Source organism: Psychrobacter sp. LFX-11D (genome assembly GCF_904846475.1).
GTDB lineage: Bacteria > Pseudomonadota > Gammaproteobacteria > Pseudomonadales > Moraxellaceae > Psychrobacter > Psychrobacter cryohalolentis.
The window spans coordinates 78,473-91,950 of the sequence record NZ_CAJHAV010000003.1 but is presented as its reverse complement, the minus strand read 5'-3'; the positions used below and the strand labels follow the sequence as shown (position 1 = coordinate 91,950).

General features: G+C 43.2%; 12 protein-coding genes. 6 read left to right on the top strand and 6 right to left on the bottom strand.

The window, feature by feature from the left end; translation table 11 throughout:
- Nucleotides 1–117 precede the first annotated feature (117 nt).
- The 3 genes from JMX75_RS03350 (at nucleotide 118) to JMX75_RS03340 (ending at nucleotide 3,839) form a co-directional block, all read left to right on the top strand.
- A complete protein-coding gene (locus JMX75_RS03350; protein ID WP_201531009.1) occupies nucleotides 118–1,179 on the top strand; it encodes a hypothetical protein in 1,062 nt (353 codons plus the stop codon).
- Entirely contained in the window at nucleotides 1,176–3,479 is a 2,304-nt protein-coding gene (locus tag JMX75_RS03345) for a transglutaminaseTgpA domain-containing protein (protein WP_201531007.1), read from the top strand. The genes JMX75_RS03350 and JMX75_RS03345 overlap by 4 nt, the downstream gene beginning before the upstream one ends.
- A 72-nt stretch (nucleotides 3,480–3,551) precedes the next feature.
- Complete coding sequence (locus tag JMX75_RS03340) at nucleotides 3,552–3,839, top strand: DUF4031 domain-containing protein (RefSeq protein ID WP_201531005.1); 288 nt, start codon at nucleotides 3,552–3,554, stop codon at nucleotides 3,837–3,839.
- 88 nt (nucleotides 3,840–3,927) lie between these two features.
- Here JMX75_RS03340 and JMX75_RS03335 read toward each other — a convergent pair whose 3' ends face one another.
- Complete coding sequence (locus tag JMX75_RS03335) at nucleotides 3,928–4,446, bottom strand: DUF302 domain-containing protein (RefSeq protein ID WP_201531003.1); 519 nt, start codon at nucleotides 4,444–4,446, stop codon at nucleotides 3,928–3,930.
- 138 nt (nucleotides 4,447–4,584) lie between these two features.
- Nucleotides 4,585–5,451: a LysR family transcriptional regulator gene (locus tag JMX75_RS03330; protein ID WP_201531001.1), complete on the bottom strand. Its 867-nt coding sequence runs from the start codon at nucleotides 5,449–5,451 to the stop codon at nucleotides 4,585–4,587.
- A gap of 113 nt (nucleotides 5,452–5,564) precedes the next feature.
- Between JMX75_RS03330 and JMX75_RS03325 the strand changes: the two genes are divergently transcribed.
- On the top strand, nucleotides 5,565–6,689 hold the full coding sequence (locus JMX75_RS03325; protein WP_227672988.1) for an S-(hydroxymethyl)glutathione dehydrogenase/class III alcohol dehydrogenase: 1,125 nt from the start codon (nucleotides 5,565–5,567) through the stop codon (nucleotides 6,687–6,689).
- 89 nt (nucleotides 6,690–6,778) lie between these two features.
- Here the strand turns inward: JMX75_RS03325 and JMX75_RS03320 are convergent, their stop codons facing one another.
- Together JMX75_RS03320 and JMX75_RS03315 are read right to left on the bottom strand one after the other, a co-directional pair.
- A complete protein-coding gene (locus JMX75_RS03320) occupies nucleotides 6,779–7,027 on the bottom strand; it encodes a DUF2164 domain-containing protein (protein WP_201530999.1) in 249 nt (82 codons plus the stop codon).
- Nucleotides 7,028–7,055: 28 nt separating this feature from the next.
- Nucleotides 7,056–7,724: a DsbA family protein gene (locus JMX75_RS03315; protein WP_201530997.1), complete on the bottom strand. Its 669-nt coding sequence runs from the start codon at nucleotides 7,722–7,724 to the stop codon at nucleotides 7,056–7,058.
- 329 nt (nucleotides 7,725–8,053) lie between these two features.
- On the opposite strand from JMX75_RS03315, the gene JMX75_RS03310 reads away from it, so the two are divergent.
- Both JMX75_RS03310 and gdhA read left to right on the top strand, forming a co-directional pair.
- Nucleotides 8,054–8,617 carry a GNAT family N-acetyltransferase gene (locus JMX75_RS03310; protein WP_201530995.1) on the top strand — a complete coding sequence of 188 codons (564 nt, stop codon included), beginning with the start codon at nucleotides 8,054–8,056 and terminating at the stop codon, nucleotides 8,615–8,617.
- Nucleotides 8,618–9,341: 724 nt separating this feature from the next.
- The gene (gdhA, locus tag JMX75_RS03305) at nucleotides 9,342–10,688 is read left to right on the top strand and encodes an NADP-specific glutamate dehydrogenase (protein ID WP_201530993.1); all 1,347 of its coding nucleotides are present in this window, start codon (nucleotides 9,342–9,344) and stop codon (nucleotides 10,686–10,688) included.
- A gap of 275 nt (nucleotides 10,689–10,963) precedes the next feature.
- On the opposite strand, the gene hutI is transcribed toward gdhA, so the two are convergent.
- Together hutI and hutG are read right to left on the bottom strand one after the other, a co-directional pair.
- Entirely contained in the window at nucleotides 10,964–12,301 is a 1,338-nt protein-coding gene (hutI, locus tag JMX75_RS03300) for an imidazolonepropionase (RefSeq protein ID WP_413786619.1), read from the bottom strand.
- A 77-nt stretch (nucleotides 12,302–12,378) separates the two neighbouring features.
- Nucleotides 12,379–13,458, bottom strand: a complete 1,080-nt coding sequence (gene hutG, locus JMX75_RS03295; RefSeq protein WP_201530991.1) for a formimidoylglutamase — start codon at nucleotides 13,456–13,458, stop codon at nucleotides 12,379–12,381.
- Between the last annotated feature and the right edge of the window lie 20 nt (nucleotides 13,459–13,478).

Sequence of the window (13,478 nt, the reverse complement as noted above, 5' to 3'; positions counted from 1 at the left end):
TCTAAAATCATTTAACACTGAAGGCGATTCTCTAAGTGGTTATTCAACATATTGGTATCGAACGCTTTCTCTGAATATCAATGATATTGTCAATTTTATGGTAACGATAGGGTAGCCATGAGCCTTTTGCCAAAAGCTTTCACCGTAACAGCTGCCTCAGCAGCCAATCGATGGTTCGCTTCGCGTGCGCCCAAAAGTGACAGCGCCACCCTCAATTTGCGTAATGTCTATATATTTTTTAGCCGGGAAGGCATGCTATTTGCGGTGCTGCTGATCATTACTTTTATTGCCGGTATTAACTATGGCAATAACTTGGTGTTAGGTTTATGTTTTTATTTGATTAGCGTTTGGCTGATCAGCTTTCATGTAACCTTTGCGCACATTTCAGGTTTGCAAGTACGTTTGCTTGAAGTGACTATGGCAGAAGCGGGTGCGCCTGTTTGGGTAACTTTGCAGCTGCGCAGTGAGAGCCGTCAACCAAGACGGCAGTTGTTATTTAGCTTTGAGCAGACTGATGACAGGGCTAATAGCAAGAAAGATAAAAACATCAGCAAAAAAATTAAACATAACGCTGATAATAAACAGTCAATACTGGTGGCACGACTGCAAAACGAGCAAATTATTCGCTTGCCTGTACCGACGCAGAATCGTGGGCAGTTTGAATTACCACGGTTAAAAATAAAAACGGTTTACCCTTTGGGTATCATGCGGGCATGGTCCTATGTTTATTTTGCCCGTACTGCTTGGGTCTATCCAAAACCTGAAGTATTCGATTGGCAAGCGCAGTATGCAGTTGCCAGTTTGGAGGATTTACCTATAGGCGGGCAATATCGGCAAGGTCAAGATGACTTTGAGCGGCTAGATGTCTATATCGAAGGAGAGTCACTGGCACGAGTTTCTTGGGGACATGTGGCACGCGGTCAGGGTATGCTTACCAAGCATTTTGCCGATCCTGTTGGTCACGAGCAAACCTTGGATTATGCCGATATGCCAGCTGCGCAGCATGAACAGAAGCTGGCACAACTGGCTCACGGGGCGCTCACACTAGGGAAATTGGGTGTGCCGTTTAATATGTGTTTACCAAATGAGGCACCGTCTGAATTTTCCTCTGCGGTAATGACGGGCGAGGGCGACAGCTTTGCACAAGCGTGCTTACTAAGATTGGCAAAAGCGCCATGAACAATTCTAAACGATCTTCCTCAAATGACATTGAAAATGTATCGATCGATTTTCTTACTAAAAATTCTACAGAGACAGCCATTTTTGAGCAATTGGCAACGGGTCAAAGCACCCGCGCTAGTGTTGACCACGGTTACGCTAGAAAATGGTATCGCAATTTTTTAGCGCTACCAGCCTATTATTGGGTATTAATTGCCCAAGTCATTGTTATCTTACCTCATGCGGCACACTTACCATTATGGCTAATGGGTTTTGCTGTCGTCAGTATTATTGCCCAATTGCCACGCATCAAAGTGCGTTTTAAAAAAATAGCATATTTAAAACGCGTCTATCAAGGCATGCAAATGCTCGGTTTCTTGCTGGGTCTTGTCGGTCTATGGCTGACCTACAATACTGCATTTGGACTGGATATGGGCGTGGCATTTTTAGTGCTCTGCCTTATCAGTAAACTGTGGGAGCTTTACAAGCGGCGCGATGCTTATGTGGTGTTGAATCTTTCACTGTTTGTACTTGCAGCGTTGTTTTTGATGGATCAAGGGTTAATAACGACGTTAGAAGTGATTGTTGGCACGATTGTTGTGTTGCTGGCATTTATCGCGCTAAATGATGATGGGAATAGTCGCGGTGATGGTCGTCTGCGCACCTTGGGTGTATTGGGTATTGGAGCATTGCCATTATTGGTGGTGCTATTCCTATTCTTTCCGCGTTTGCCCCCACTATGGTCAGTACAGTTATCAGGTCAGCAAGCGACCACAGGCGTCTCTGATAGTATGTCGCCAGGTGATTTTGCTAATTTAGGTCAGTCAACCGAATTGGCTTTCCGCGTAGAGTTTACAGACAATAGACCCCCGCAGCAGGAGTTGTATTGGCGAGGCTTGGTATTTAGCGATTTTGATGGCATTACTTGGCGTCAAAGCCCTCAGCAACAACAATGGCGACCTGGACCGCAAATGCCTGTTTGGATTGAGAACGCCTTTGCTACTATCCCCGATGAAGTGAAAGTTGCGCCTACCAGCTATGAGGTTATTTTAGAACCCACACAACAAAACTGGTTATTTGGACTCGATTATCCGTTTACCCAGCAGCAAGATGTCAGTGTCACCTCAGACTTTACCCTGTTAAAAGACCAGCCTGTTACTCAGCAATTACGCTACGATGTAGCACAGTTTACGCCGATGCAGATTGACCCTATACTCACTGACGAGGCACGACGACTAAATCTTGCCTTGCCTAATAAAGGCAACCCACAAGCACGAGCATTAGCCCAGCAGCTTTTTGCCCAGTCAGGCTCAGATCCTCTACGCTATATGGCAGCTATTGAGCGCTGGATTCATAAAACAGACTTTCGTTATACACTATCTCCGCCACGGCTGAATAATAATCGTATTGATGAGTTTTTATTTGAGACCAAAGCGGGGTTTTGTGAGCACTATTCTTCCAGCTTTACCTTTATGATGCGCGCCGCTGGCATACCTGCACGGGTCGTGGCAGGCTATCAAGGTGGCGAGCTAAGCCGCAGTGGGAATGTTTGGGAGGTGCGACAAAAGGATGCGCACGCTTGGACGGAAGTTTGGCTTGAGGGTCAAGGCTGGGTACGTGTCGATCCGACTGCGTTTGTAGCGCCTGAGCGCGTCGAGCAAGGCATGGATGCGCTGACGCAGTCACAAGGGGCTACGATGTTTGGCGATGGGGCTAGCGCGCAAATCAGCTATCAGCAGTATCAGATGCTACAAACCTTGCGCCGCCTGTCAGACCAAGCCAGCTACTATTGGCAAAAAGACGTCGTCGGTTACGATCAGGACAAGCAAGCGGACTCGCTACTCAAATGGTTCAACATCCGCTCAGTGATGCAGCAAATTATTTGGTTGGCAGCAAGTGCTATTACCGTCATGGTAATTCTCGTTTTTGTCATTTGGCAACGCCGCCGCAAGCGCTGGCATCCAGCAGATCTGCCACTTGCACAGCTATCAAAACGTATTGGCAAGAATAATAAAACGTTGGCTAGGTTTGAGAGTGAAGGGCAATTGGCATGGCTTGAACGCTTGGCAATGTCACTTGATACAAGTGCTCGTCCAAAACCTGAAGCAAACACAGGGAAAAATACTCAGAGTAGTAGTCCTAGTCAGTTGGTAGACAGCAATGCTTTAACAGTGGCTCAAATGAAAATCGAGCAGATTAAAAAGGATTATCGTCAGCTGCGTTATGGGCGTTTGAGCACGATAGATGTGAGTAATAATGAGTACCAGCAAGTACTTAAGCAGCTAAAGAAAAACGTAAGGGAATTACCAAGGTTATACTGATTTGTGTGTGGTAGATCCATTAGAGTAAAAGTACTTAGATTATTTTAAAGCAATAAATAAAGGGATAGCTCTATGGCGATATACGTCGATTTTATGCAGATAGAGTTTAAAGGCTATAAGTGGTGCCATCTGCTGGCAGATACCTTGAAAGAGCTGCATGATTTTGCTGCGCTGATTGAAGTGGATGCGCGCTTATTCCATCGTCATGCCAGTTACCCGCACTACGATGTCACCGTACAAATGCGCGAAATTGCCATTGAGTATGGTGCTATCCCTGCCGATCGAAAAAAGATTATAGAATGTGCAAAGAAATTAAAAGTAGAGTTGCATGAGCAAATAGCATGCTCTGAGCATTGCTAATAAATAAGTTAATATTCTAGAGATAGAAAAAAGGTGGGTTGCGATTTGGCTACCCACCTTTTTATTTAGTAAATTTTTTGCTAGAAATTTACTTGGCAATAGCTGCTTTACTAACACTGTTGAGCGCTTTTGAGATGTTAGCAATCTCGGTATCGCAACCTTTAATGTTATGACGATTTTTTAAATACTCAGGATTATTATATGACAGCCATACCTTTTTATCGGCATCTTCGCTGATGAGAATTTTTTGCGGTAAGTCGATGGCGACGCTTTGCTCGCATTGCATCAATGGTGTACCCGCTTTTGGATTACCAAACATAATGACTTGTGTTGGTCTTAATGTTAAATCGACACTTTGTGCATTTTTTTGATGATCGACGCGTGCGAACACCTTCATACCTTTGCTTTCAATAATCGCTGCCAGCTTATCAGCGGTATCTTGCACGGAATGAGGACTTTGCATCGTAACCAAACCTTTTTTAGCATTGATAGCAGTCATCGTGTCTGGCGTTGATGGCATCTTATCAGGTGCATTTAAAATATTTTCAACACTGGCACAAGAGGATACAGCCAAAGCTAGAGCAGCAATAGAGATAATCTTAAGCATAAAAATTCCTTTTTTATGGTGGTCATTTATTCAGTGAGTGATGGTTGGCAACATCGAGTCCTTATAGTGCATCTTTACATTGTGCGTAATAAACGGTGCATAGTAAAGAGTCGCTTTGCAACATGCCTTAACGAACTATTAAGCCAAATGATCTGCTAGATAGTCTACCAACAGCCTAATTTTTGGCGATAAATGACGATTGTGCGGGTAGACTGCCCATATCCCTTCTTCTTGCTCTCTATATTCGTCCAATACCGTCATTAAACGGCCGGTTGCTAGATGTTTTTGTACATAATAATCTGGCAATTGTACGATGCCAAGCCCCTTTAGCGCTGCATCAACCAAGCTATAACCGCTGTTATACCGTATCTTACCACTCACGCGTATATTGCGCTCTGTATCTGCTTCTTTAAAATGCCAATAATCCAGTGTACCTAATAGGCAGCTGTGTTGACTGAGTTCATCCAAGGTTTTTGGGCGACCATATTTCTCAAAATAAGCGGGCGATGCACAGACAAAGTTGGTACGGTGACTGAGTTTTTTTGCCATCATCGTAGAGTCGCTCAGCTTACCGATACGTATTGCCAAATCATAACCACCTTCAATCAAATCAATCTTCTGATTGCTCAAAAAAGCCGTCACTTCGATGTCACTATATTGCACCATAAAATTATTTATCAGTGGCAATAGCTGCTGCTCTCCATAGGTGACAGGAGCTGTCAGATTGATTCGACCTTGCGGTTTGGACTGCAAATTACTGACCGCTTGCTCTGCGGCATCGAGTCCATCAAGGATGCTGCGGCAATGCTGATAAAACACCCGCCCTTCTTCTGTTAGCGACACTTTGCGCGTGGTTCGATACAGCAGCTTGGTATTGAGCCGCTTCTCCAGTGCAGTAACCTGCCGACTCACTTGCGCTGTCGAGATGGCAAGCTTTGCCGCCGCTTTAGTAAAGCTCTCAAATTCTGCCACGTATACAAACTCACTGATACCATCCCACTTCATGATTATTACCACTGTGTAAAAGATATTTGCAAATATGCTATATTATCATTAGCAGGGAAGTAATATAAAATAATCACACTATTAAAATTCAACCATTAAAAAGAGAGACTTTTATGTCAGACAAATTTATCAAATCAAAAGCCGCCATTGCTTGGGGCCCTAATCAGCCATTATCGATTGAAGAAGTGGATGTCATGTTGCCACGTAAAGGCGAAGTATTGGTCAAAATCATCGCCAGTGGCGTCTGCCATACCGATGCTTTTACTTTATCTGGTGAAGACCCAGAAGGTGTATTCCCAGCCATTTTAGGTCATGAAGGTGGCGGTATCGTTGAGCAAATCGGCGAAGGCGTGACTAGCGTCCAAGTGGGTGACCATGTCATTCCCTTATATACCGCAGAATGTGGCGAATGTAAGTTCTGTACTTCAGGTAAAACCAACTTATGCTCAGCGGTACGTGAGACTCAAGGTAAAGGCTTAATGCCAGATGGCACCACCCGTTTTTATAAAGACGGTCAGCCAATCTACCATTATATGGGTTGCTCAACCTTTTCTGAATATACGGTATTGCCAGAGATATCTTTAGCCAAAGTTGACGCCAATGCACCATTAGAAAAAGTTTGCTTACTTGGTTGTGGTGTGACCACTGGTCTGGGCGCAGTCATGAATACCGCTAAGGTTGAAGAAGGCGCGACCGTTGCTGTTTTCGGCCTTGGGGGTATTGGCTTAGCGGCTATTATCGGTGCAAAAATGGCAAAAGCCAGTCGTATTATCGGTATTGATATTAACGAAGATAAATTTGAGTTGGCTAAAAAGCTAGGCGCAACTGATTGTATCAATTCTAAAGATTATGACAAGCCTATCCAAGAGGTCATCGTTGAGATGACCGATGGCGGCGTAGACTACTCATTTGAGTGTATCGGTAATGTCGATGTGATGCGTTCAGCGCTTGAGTGCTGTCATAAAGGTTGGGGTGAGTCGGTCATCATCGGTGTCGCTGGTGCCGGCAAAGAAATCTCAACCCGTCCATTCCAGCTAGTAACTGGTCGAGTCTGGAAAGGTTCAGCATTTGGCGGTGTTAAAGGCCGTTCAGAGCTGCCCGGCTATGTCGATCGTTATATGCAAGGTGATATTCCATTAAATGACTTTATCACTCATACGATGCCATTAGAAAACATCAACGAAGCGTTTGATTTGATGCATAAAGGCGAGAGTATTCGTACGGTTATTCATTTTTAACTTGTAGCAGTTATAAAATTAGTACTATAGACAGAAAAAAGCCGCTCCTATCATAGGTATCATAGGAGCGGCTTTTTTCTGTCTATCTTTTAGTCCTTTTTAAAGCTATGCATATCTTCTAACATCCCCGTAAACCTCTCGTATAGCCATGGCTCCATATCATCGACTACTTGATTATAAAAATGCGGACCTACGGTTTCGATGATAAAATCCAATAAGAACTTAGCGGGCAAATTACCAATATCGATATCGAATTCCTCATTCATATAAACCCGTAGTTGCTCTAAGATAAGGATCTCAGTTTCATCTGATAGGGTGATTAGTTTATCTTTATTCATACAAATGGCCCTACTAAAAAATCTTAATTTACTCTTTCATATTGGCTAGCTGCTCTAAAATATTGACATAATTGTCTACGCCTTGCGCGCCGCTAACCAAGTGCTGCTCATTAAAAATAATAGCAGGCACGCTTTGAATACCTTGCCTTTGCCAATGCTGCTCTACCTCACGCACGTCATTGGCAAACCGCTGGTCTTCTAAAACCGTCAACGCTTCTTTACCATCTAACCCAATCTCTGCAGCAATATCGGCAAGTACCTTGATATCAGAGAGGTTTCTATTATCGGTAAAGTGCGCGATAAATAATGCCTGCTTTAACTCATGCATACGCCCTTGCTGCTCAGCCCAATGCAAAAGCTGATGCAGATTAAAGGTGTTGTGCATACGCAGGTCATCAGTAAAGTTAAACTGAAAGCCGACCTCAGAACCTGCCTCGGCTATTCTGGCGCGGCTAGTATCTGACTCGGCTTTGCTTGAGCCATATTTCTCCATGATATGCTCACGCATGTTTTGACCCTCGCTTGGCATATTAGGATTTAGCTCAAACGGATGCCAATGTATCTCATGATCAGTATTGGTTTTCTCTAGTGCTGCTGCTAGTTGGCGATAGCCGACGACACACCAAGGGCAGACCACGTCTGATACGATATCGATGCGTAGTGGCTGCTCTGATGTTAACTGCTTTGAGTTTTCCATATGTTTTACCTAATTTATTGTCTGTTTTTTATCTAATGAAGTACCATTTGAAGTAAGCTTTCTTACCTGAAGCTGACTGTAATCAATATGCTTATTAAGCGATACTTATCAAACGATACTTATCAAACGATACTTATCAAACGATACTTATCAAACGATACTAAGAGAAAGGCTAGGTGATTACAATGGCGGATAAGTTACTAATGATAACTACCAGCCATAATCATAAGCCGACTATTGATTATGGCGGCTTAAACTGGGTAGCCATCATAAGAATGGCTTGAGAAATTATGTAAATAGGCAATTTAATGAGCTTTATAGAGTACCCAATGAAACCTTATATAGAAACAGAGCGTCTGTATCTTAGACAGTGGCAAGCAAGCGATTTTGCAATATTTGCTGCTATGAATGCCGATCCAGAGGTTATGAAGTATTTCCCCAAGCTTTTATCAGCTAAAGTGAGCGATATTATTGCGAGTAAATGCCAGCAGCTGATTGAAGATAATGGTTGGGGATTTTGGGCGCTCAGTCTAAAAAAGGGTTCAAACAAAAATGATGCCTTTATTGGTTTTGTTGGCTTAAATCAGACGCATGCTGATATGTCTTTTGCTCCTTGTGTCGAGATTGCTTGGCGACTGCGTAAGGAGTTTTGGGGACAAGGCTATGCAACTGAAGCTGCTCGTGCGTCTTTAGATTTTGCTTTCAGCGAGCTAGAGCTTGATGAGGTGGTTGCATTTACTGCTGTGATTAATAAGCGCTCTCAACTGCTTATGAAGCGTATCAAGATGACTGATACGCAAAACAATTTTTATCATCCTGCACTTGAGTCAAATCATCTACTCGCTGAACACGTGCTATATAAGATCACTCGGCAGCAGTGGCAGGCAGTTTAAGTAGCTTTAGAATGAGCGTTACCACATCAGAAGAGAATGCCTTAATGTATTACCATCTCATTGTGGATGGCTATTTCCATTACTTAAATGTGCTAATGACGCATTGCATATAAACAGTGTGCAATGCCTTAAATAATTTTTATAAGACAAGGTAACTATTTTCATTTAAAGTGTTATTGATAAAGCGATTGATAGCTAGATGAGGTATCAAACAGCATTGATGGTTCTTTAATAGCATTTATCGCATCAGTTTTGCCAGTGACAATAAAAGCTGCATAGCTCGAATGCGCTCTTCATCGACGTCTTTTGATAGTGCTAATGAAATCATTATTCATTGTTAAAGACAAATGCTTCAATATTTGCTTTAGTTGTCTAAAGCTTTCTAAACTAATCACCTTTTTTTAATTATTAAGTTTTTACTACGCACTATTTTCAGATATTTTAATGATAAAAACTTATCCATAACTTTTGATGATGCTGATATTTACTAGACGTATACATCAAAAAAATGATATACAGTTATGAGATAAAAATAGTCTGGGCTTCTTTATCATAATTTAGCGACCCAAACCGTTGGATTCTAATCCCACCAGTTGTCATACCAGATAGCGTATAGCAGCGACATCAATCCTACATCTGTGTTCACCATCCTATCATTTTCGGGTATGCGATAGTGCGCCGGTGTAAATCAGCACGATTACAATTTCTACCCTAAGGAACCTATATGAGTATCAGTCAGGCAATCGAAAAAATCGAAGCACGTTACGCCCATCAACCTGAGTTTATTCAGGCAGTAAAAGAAGTTGCAATCACGATTGCGCCACTATATGACTCTCATCCTGAATATGATGCTTTCAAAGTTTTTGAGCGCTTGGTTGAGCCTGACCGCGTGATGGGTTTCCGTATCAACTGGGAAAATGATAAAGGTGTAGTACAGGTCAATCGCGGCTGGCGTGTCCAATTTAGTAACGCGTTAGGTCCTTATAAAGGTGGTATTAGATTTCACCCAACCGTTAATCAATCGGTCTTAAAGTTCTTAGGTTTTGAGCAAATTTTTAAAAATGCCTTGACTGGTTTGCCAATGGGAGGCGCTAAAGGCGGTTCTGATTTTGATCCAAAGGGCAAGTCAGACAATGAAATCCGTCGTTTTTGCTATGCTTTCATGCGTGAGCTGCATCCCTATATCAATAAAGATACGGACGTACCGGCAGGTGATATCGGCGTTAGCGGACGCGAAATCAGCTATATGTTTGCCATGTATAAAAACCTGACCCGCGAATACGGCGGTGTATTGACTGGTAAAGGCGTAGGGTTTGGTGGCAGTTTGATGCGTACGGAAGCGACGGGCTATGGCGCGGTTTACTTCTTAGAAAATATGCTAACGGCTCAAAATGAGCGCATAGATGGTAAGCGAGTACTGGTTTCAGGCGCGGGTAACGTCTCTCTACATGCTGCTGAAAAAGCTCATATGCTGGGCGGTGTTGTGGTCACCGTATCTGATTCGCAAGGTACCTTGTATGATGGGGCGGGTCTAAATCAAGAAAAAATCAACTGGTTAAAAGCGCAAAAAGCAAAAAGCCAACCATTAGCAGATTACGTTGCGGTCTATGGTGGTGAATGGTTCGCTGGTCAAAAACCTTGGCATATCAAAGGCGATATCGCTATTCCATCAGCCACGCAAAACGAAGTGAATGAAGAGGACGCCAAGCTGATGGTTGAGAACGGCATTAAGTATGTGGTTGAAGGCGCTAATATGCCATTGACTGCAGACGCAATTGATCATATTCGCTTGCATCGTGTGCACTATGCTCCAGGTAAAGCGGCAAATGCAGGCGGCGTGGCAGTATCTGGTCTTGAGATGTCACAGAACTCAGTACGTCAGTACAAAACTTTTGAAGAGATTGATGCACGTTTAAAAGTTATTATGAAAAATATTCATGACGGCGCTGCTGAAGCCTCAGAAAAATACCATCAAACTGATAAAGGTTATATCGATTATATGACTGGCGCTAATATCGTCGGCTTTAAACGTGTTGCCGATGCCTTAGTTGCTTATGGTATCTTGAACTAAGAGCGGTTTATAGATCATAGTACAGTCGATTCAATTTAAAAAGAATACAGTACTGTTGGGATAAATTTTGCGAAGCCTCTGGAGTGCGAAGCACACAGCAAGCGAGAGAAATTTATCCCAGCATAATGCTATTCTGAATGTAACTCTTTTATATTGAACTCACTATAAGACATAAGTTGTTAATGTCATAAATTCTTTTCATAAACCAAAAAGCCTCAATCGTTCATTGATTGGGGCTTTTTACGATTTAAAAGAAAATGGTGAGGCTATAAGGTTTAACGCCATGCACCTTTGATCATAATACCTTCAATAGGATTTAGCCCCATTTGATAGGCTAAATCAGCAGGGCGAGTGATATCCCACAGCGCCAAATCCGCATCACAGCCAACTTCTATACGTCCTTTATGAGCTAGACCTAATGCTTGAGCAGCATGAACCGTTGCCCCTGCTAATACTTCTTCAGGGGTCATATAAAATAGCGTACAGCCCATATTCATCGCTAATAGCAGTGAGGTCAGCGGTGAGGTACCTGGATTACAGTCAGTCGAAACTGCCATTGGTACTTGATGTTTACGCAGTTCTTCGATCGGTGGCAACTTGGTATCACGTAAGGTATAAAACGCGCCTGGCAACAGCACAGCCACCGTATTACTTGCTGCCATTTTTTGGATATCGTCTTCTACTAAGTGCTCAAGATGGTCACTTGATAATCCTTGATATTCAGCAACTAAGGCGCTAGCGCCTATATTTGATAGTTGTTCAGAATGCAGTTTCACCGGTAAGTTTAATGAGCGTGCGACTTCAAAGACGCGCTTAATCTGCTCAGCATTAAAGGCAATGTTTTCACAAAATCCATCGACTGCATCAACTAAGCCCTCGCTATGTAAAATCGGTAGCCACTCGCAGACTTGCTCGATATAGTCATCGGCACGATTTTTGTATTCAGGTGGTAGGGCATGAGCGGCTAAATAAGTGGTGCTAACATGAATATCGTACTTTTCGCCAAGCTTGCGCGCCACAATCAGCATTTTGCGTTCAGTGTTTAAATCTAAGCCATAACCAGATTTAATCTCGATACTGGTCACACCTTCTTTGATAAGCGCCAGCAGGCGTTTTTCACTTTGTGCAAACAATTCTTCGATATTGGCTTCGCGAGTGGAACGAACTGTTGAGACAATACCGCCACCTTGGGCAGCAATATCTTGATAGTTGGCACCGTGTAGACGCGCTTCAAACTCATTGCTGCGGTTGCCGCCATAGACGATATGAGTATGGCAATCTATCAATCCAGGCGTTATCCAATGACCATCAGCGTCTGTGATTTGCTGACGCTGATAATGGGTGAAATAGGGCGTTATTTGCGTATGCGCCCCAATCCATGCAATTTTGCGGTCTTTAATGCCGATAGCAGCGTTTTCTAATTGACCATAAGGCGTGCTTTTTGCGGCTGCGGATATACTGTCTTTATTGTCAGCATAAGTATCGAAACCATATTGCGCTGAAAAAGTCGCAAGATTGGCATTGATAATAATATGGTCAAACGTTGTTAAGGCATCCATAGCATCGGTAGTATTGATAGAGTCGTCAAGTATCTGTTCGCTAGAGTTGTTCATAATAAGCTCCTGCTTAATACTGATAATCAGGTAAATATATAAAATTCATTTCTAAAGTTAAACTTATAAGCCTTTATCTATAAATTCAGTAAATGCTGCTCGATAATAGTCGCCAAAAGACGAGCAGCAACTTTACAGCTACGCGAATCAATATCAAAAGTAGGGTTGATCTCAGCAATATCGGCTACTTTTACCTTACCAGAGGACAAGATAAGTTTGACCGCGCGCTCAACGAAACTGAGCTCAATACCATAGGCAGCAGGTGCACTGACACCAGGTACGACGCTAGATGGTAAGCAATCCATATCAATGGTTAAATAAATAATATCGACGCTCTCGATGAAACTGGTTATTTGAGCAGCAATTTTTTTCCATTTTTTATTGGTACACTCTTCATCACTGATGATATGCACGCCCAATTGATCAGCACGATCAAAGAGCGCTGCCGTATTGGAAAACCGACTGACGCCTATACAACAATAATTAAATGGCTGACCTTGCTCATCAAGATGCTCGGCAATTTGTCGAAATGGCGTACCCGAGGTAGCGACATCAGACTGACGAAGATCAAGATGAGCATCAAAGTTAATAATGCCAATACGCGGTGGCGCATCTGTATCACTATTAGCGTCTGTCTGCTGCAGCGCTTGCCACAATCCTAAAAAGCTACCATAAGCAATAGCATGACCACCGCCAAGCCCAATGGGTAAGCCGCCTTGCTTGATAATCTGGTTTACCTTATCGGCATAATTAAGTTGTGCTTGTTCTAGCATGTTTGCGGCAAAGTCATCATGATCATGGCAGTGAATATCACCTGCATCACCCAGTAAGGTTGGCAGTTGATTGTCAAAGCGCTGCTGTAGTTCAGCGATGACTGGCAGTGCAGCAAACGCCTGACGAATCAATGGCGGTGCGGCTCTTGCGCCCACACGTCCTTGATTGCGCCTGACACCTTGGTCACAAGCGAAACCGACCAGCCCAATACGCTGGCCGTTTTGCTGACTGGTGCTATCAAAGGCATAAGGCTGAGCCAACTGATACCAGTAACGAGCGCGAGCTGTCTCAAATGGCTCTGCACGTCCTGTCCACTGGGTCATATCAGCAGGTGTATGGCTAATGTGAGTGGTAGTCGTTGCTGTTGTTCTCGCTATTGTCATCGCTGTTCTCCGCCCATCAA

What these genes read in the sequence shown, in the direction of transcription:
- gdhA (WP_201530993.1), top strand. Translation starts at nt 9,342, where the DNA reads ATGAGTATCAGTCAGGCAATCGAAAAAATCGAAGCACGTTACGCCCAT.
- JMX75_RS03315 (WP_201530997.1), bottom strand. Translation starts at nt 7,724, where the DNA reads ATGGAAAACTCAAAGCAGTTAACATCAGAGCAGCCACTACGCATCGAT.
- JMX75_RS03345 (WP_201531007.1), top strand. Translation starts at nt 1,176, where the DNA reads ATGAACAATTCTAAACGATCTTCCTCAAATGACATTGAAAATGTATCG.
- JMX75_RS03350 (WP_201531009.1), top strand. Translation starts at nt 118, where the DNA reads ATGAGCCTTTTGCCAAAAGCTTTCACCGTAACAGCTGCCTCAGCAGCC.
- hutG (WP_201530991.1), bottom strand. Translation starts at nt 13,458, where the DNA reads ATGACAATAGCGAGAACAACAGCAACGACTACCACTCACATTAGCCAT.
- JMX75_RS03340 (WP_201531005.1), top strand. Translation starts at nt 3,552, where the DNA reads ATGGCGATATACGTCGATTTTATGCAGATAGAGTTTAAAGGCTATAAG.
- hutI (WP_413786619.1), bottom strand. Translation starts at nt 12,301, where the DNA reads ATGAACAACTCTAGCGAACAGATACTTGACGACTCTATCAATACTACC.
- JMX75_RS03335 (WP_201531003.1), bottom strand. Translation starts at nt 4,446, where the DNA reads ATGCTTAAGATTATCTCTATTGCTGCTCTAGCTTTGGCTGTATCCTCT.
- JMX75_RS03325 (WP_227672988.1), top strand. Translation starts at nt 5,565, where the DNA reads ATGTCAGACAAATTTATCAAATCAAAAGCCGCCATTGCTTGGGGCCCT.
- JMX75_RS03320 (WP_201530999.1), bottom strand. Translation starts at nt 7,027, where the DNA reads ATGAATAAAGATAAACTAATCACCCTATCAGATGAAACTGAGATCCTT.
- JMX75_RS03330 (WP_201531001.1), bottom strand. Translation starts at nt 5,451, where the DNA reads ATGAAGTGGGATGGTATCAGTGAGTTTGTATACGTGGCAGAATTTGAG.
- JMX75_RS03310 (WP_201530995.1), top strand. Translation starts at nt 8,054, where the DNA reads ATGAAACCTTATATAGAAACAGAGCGTCTGTATCTTAGACAGTGGCAA.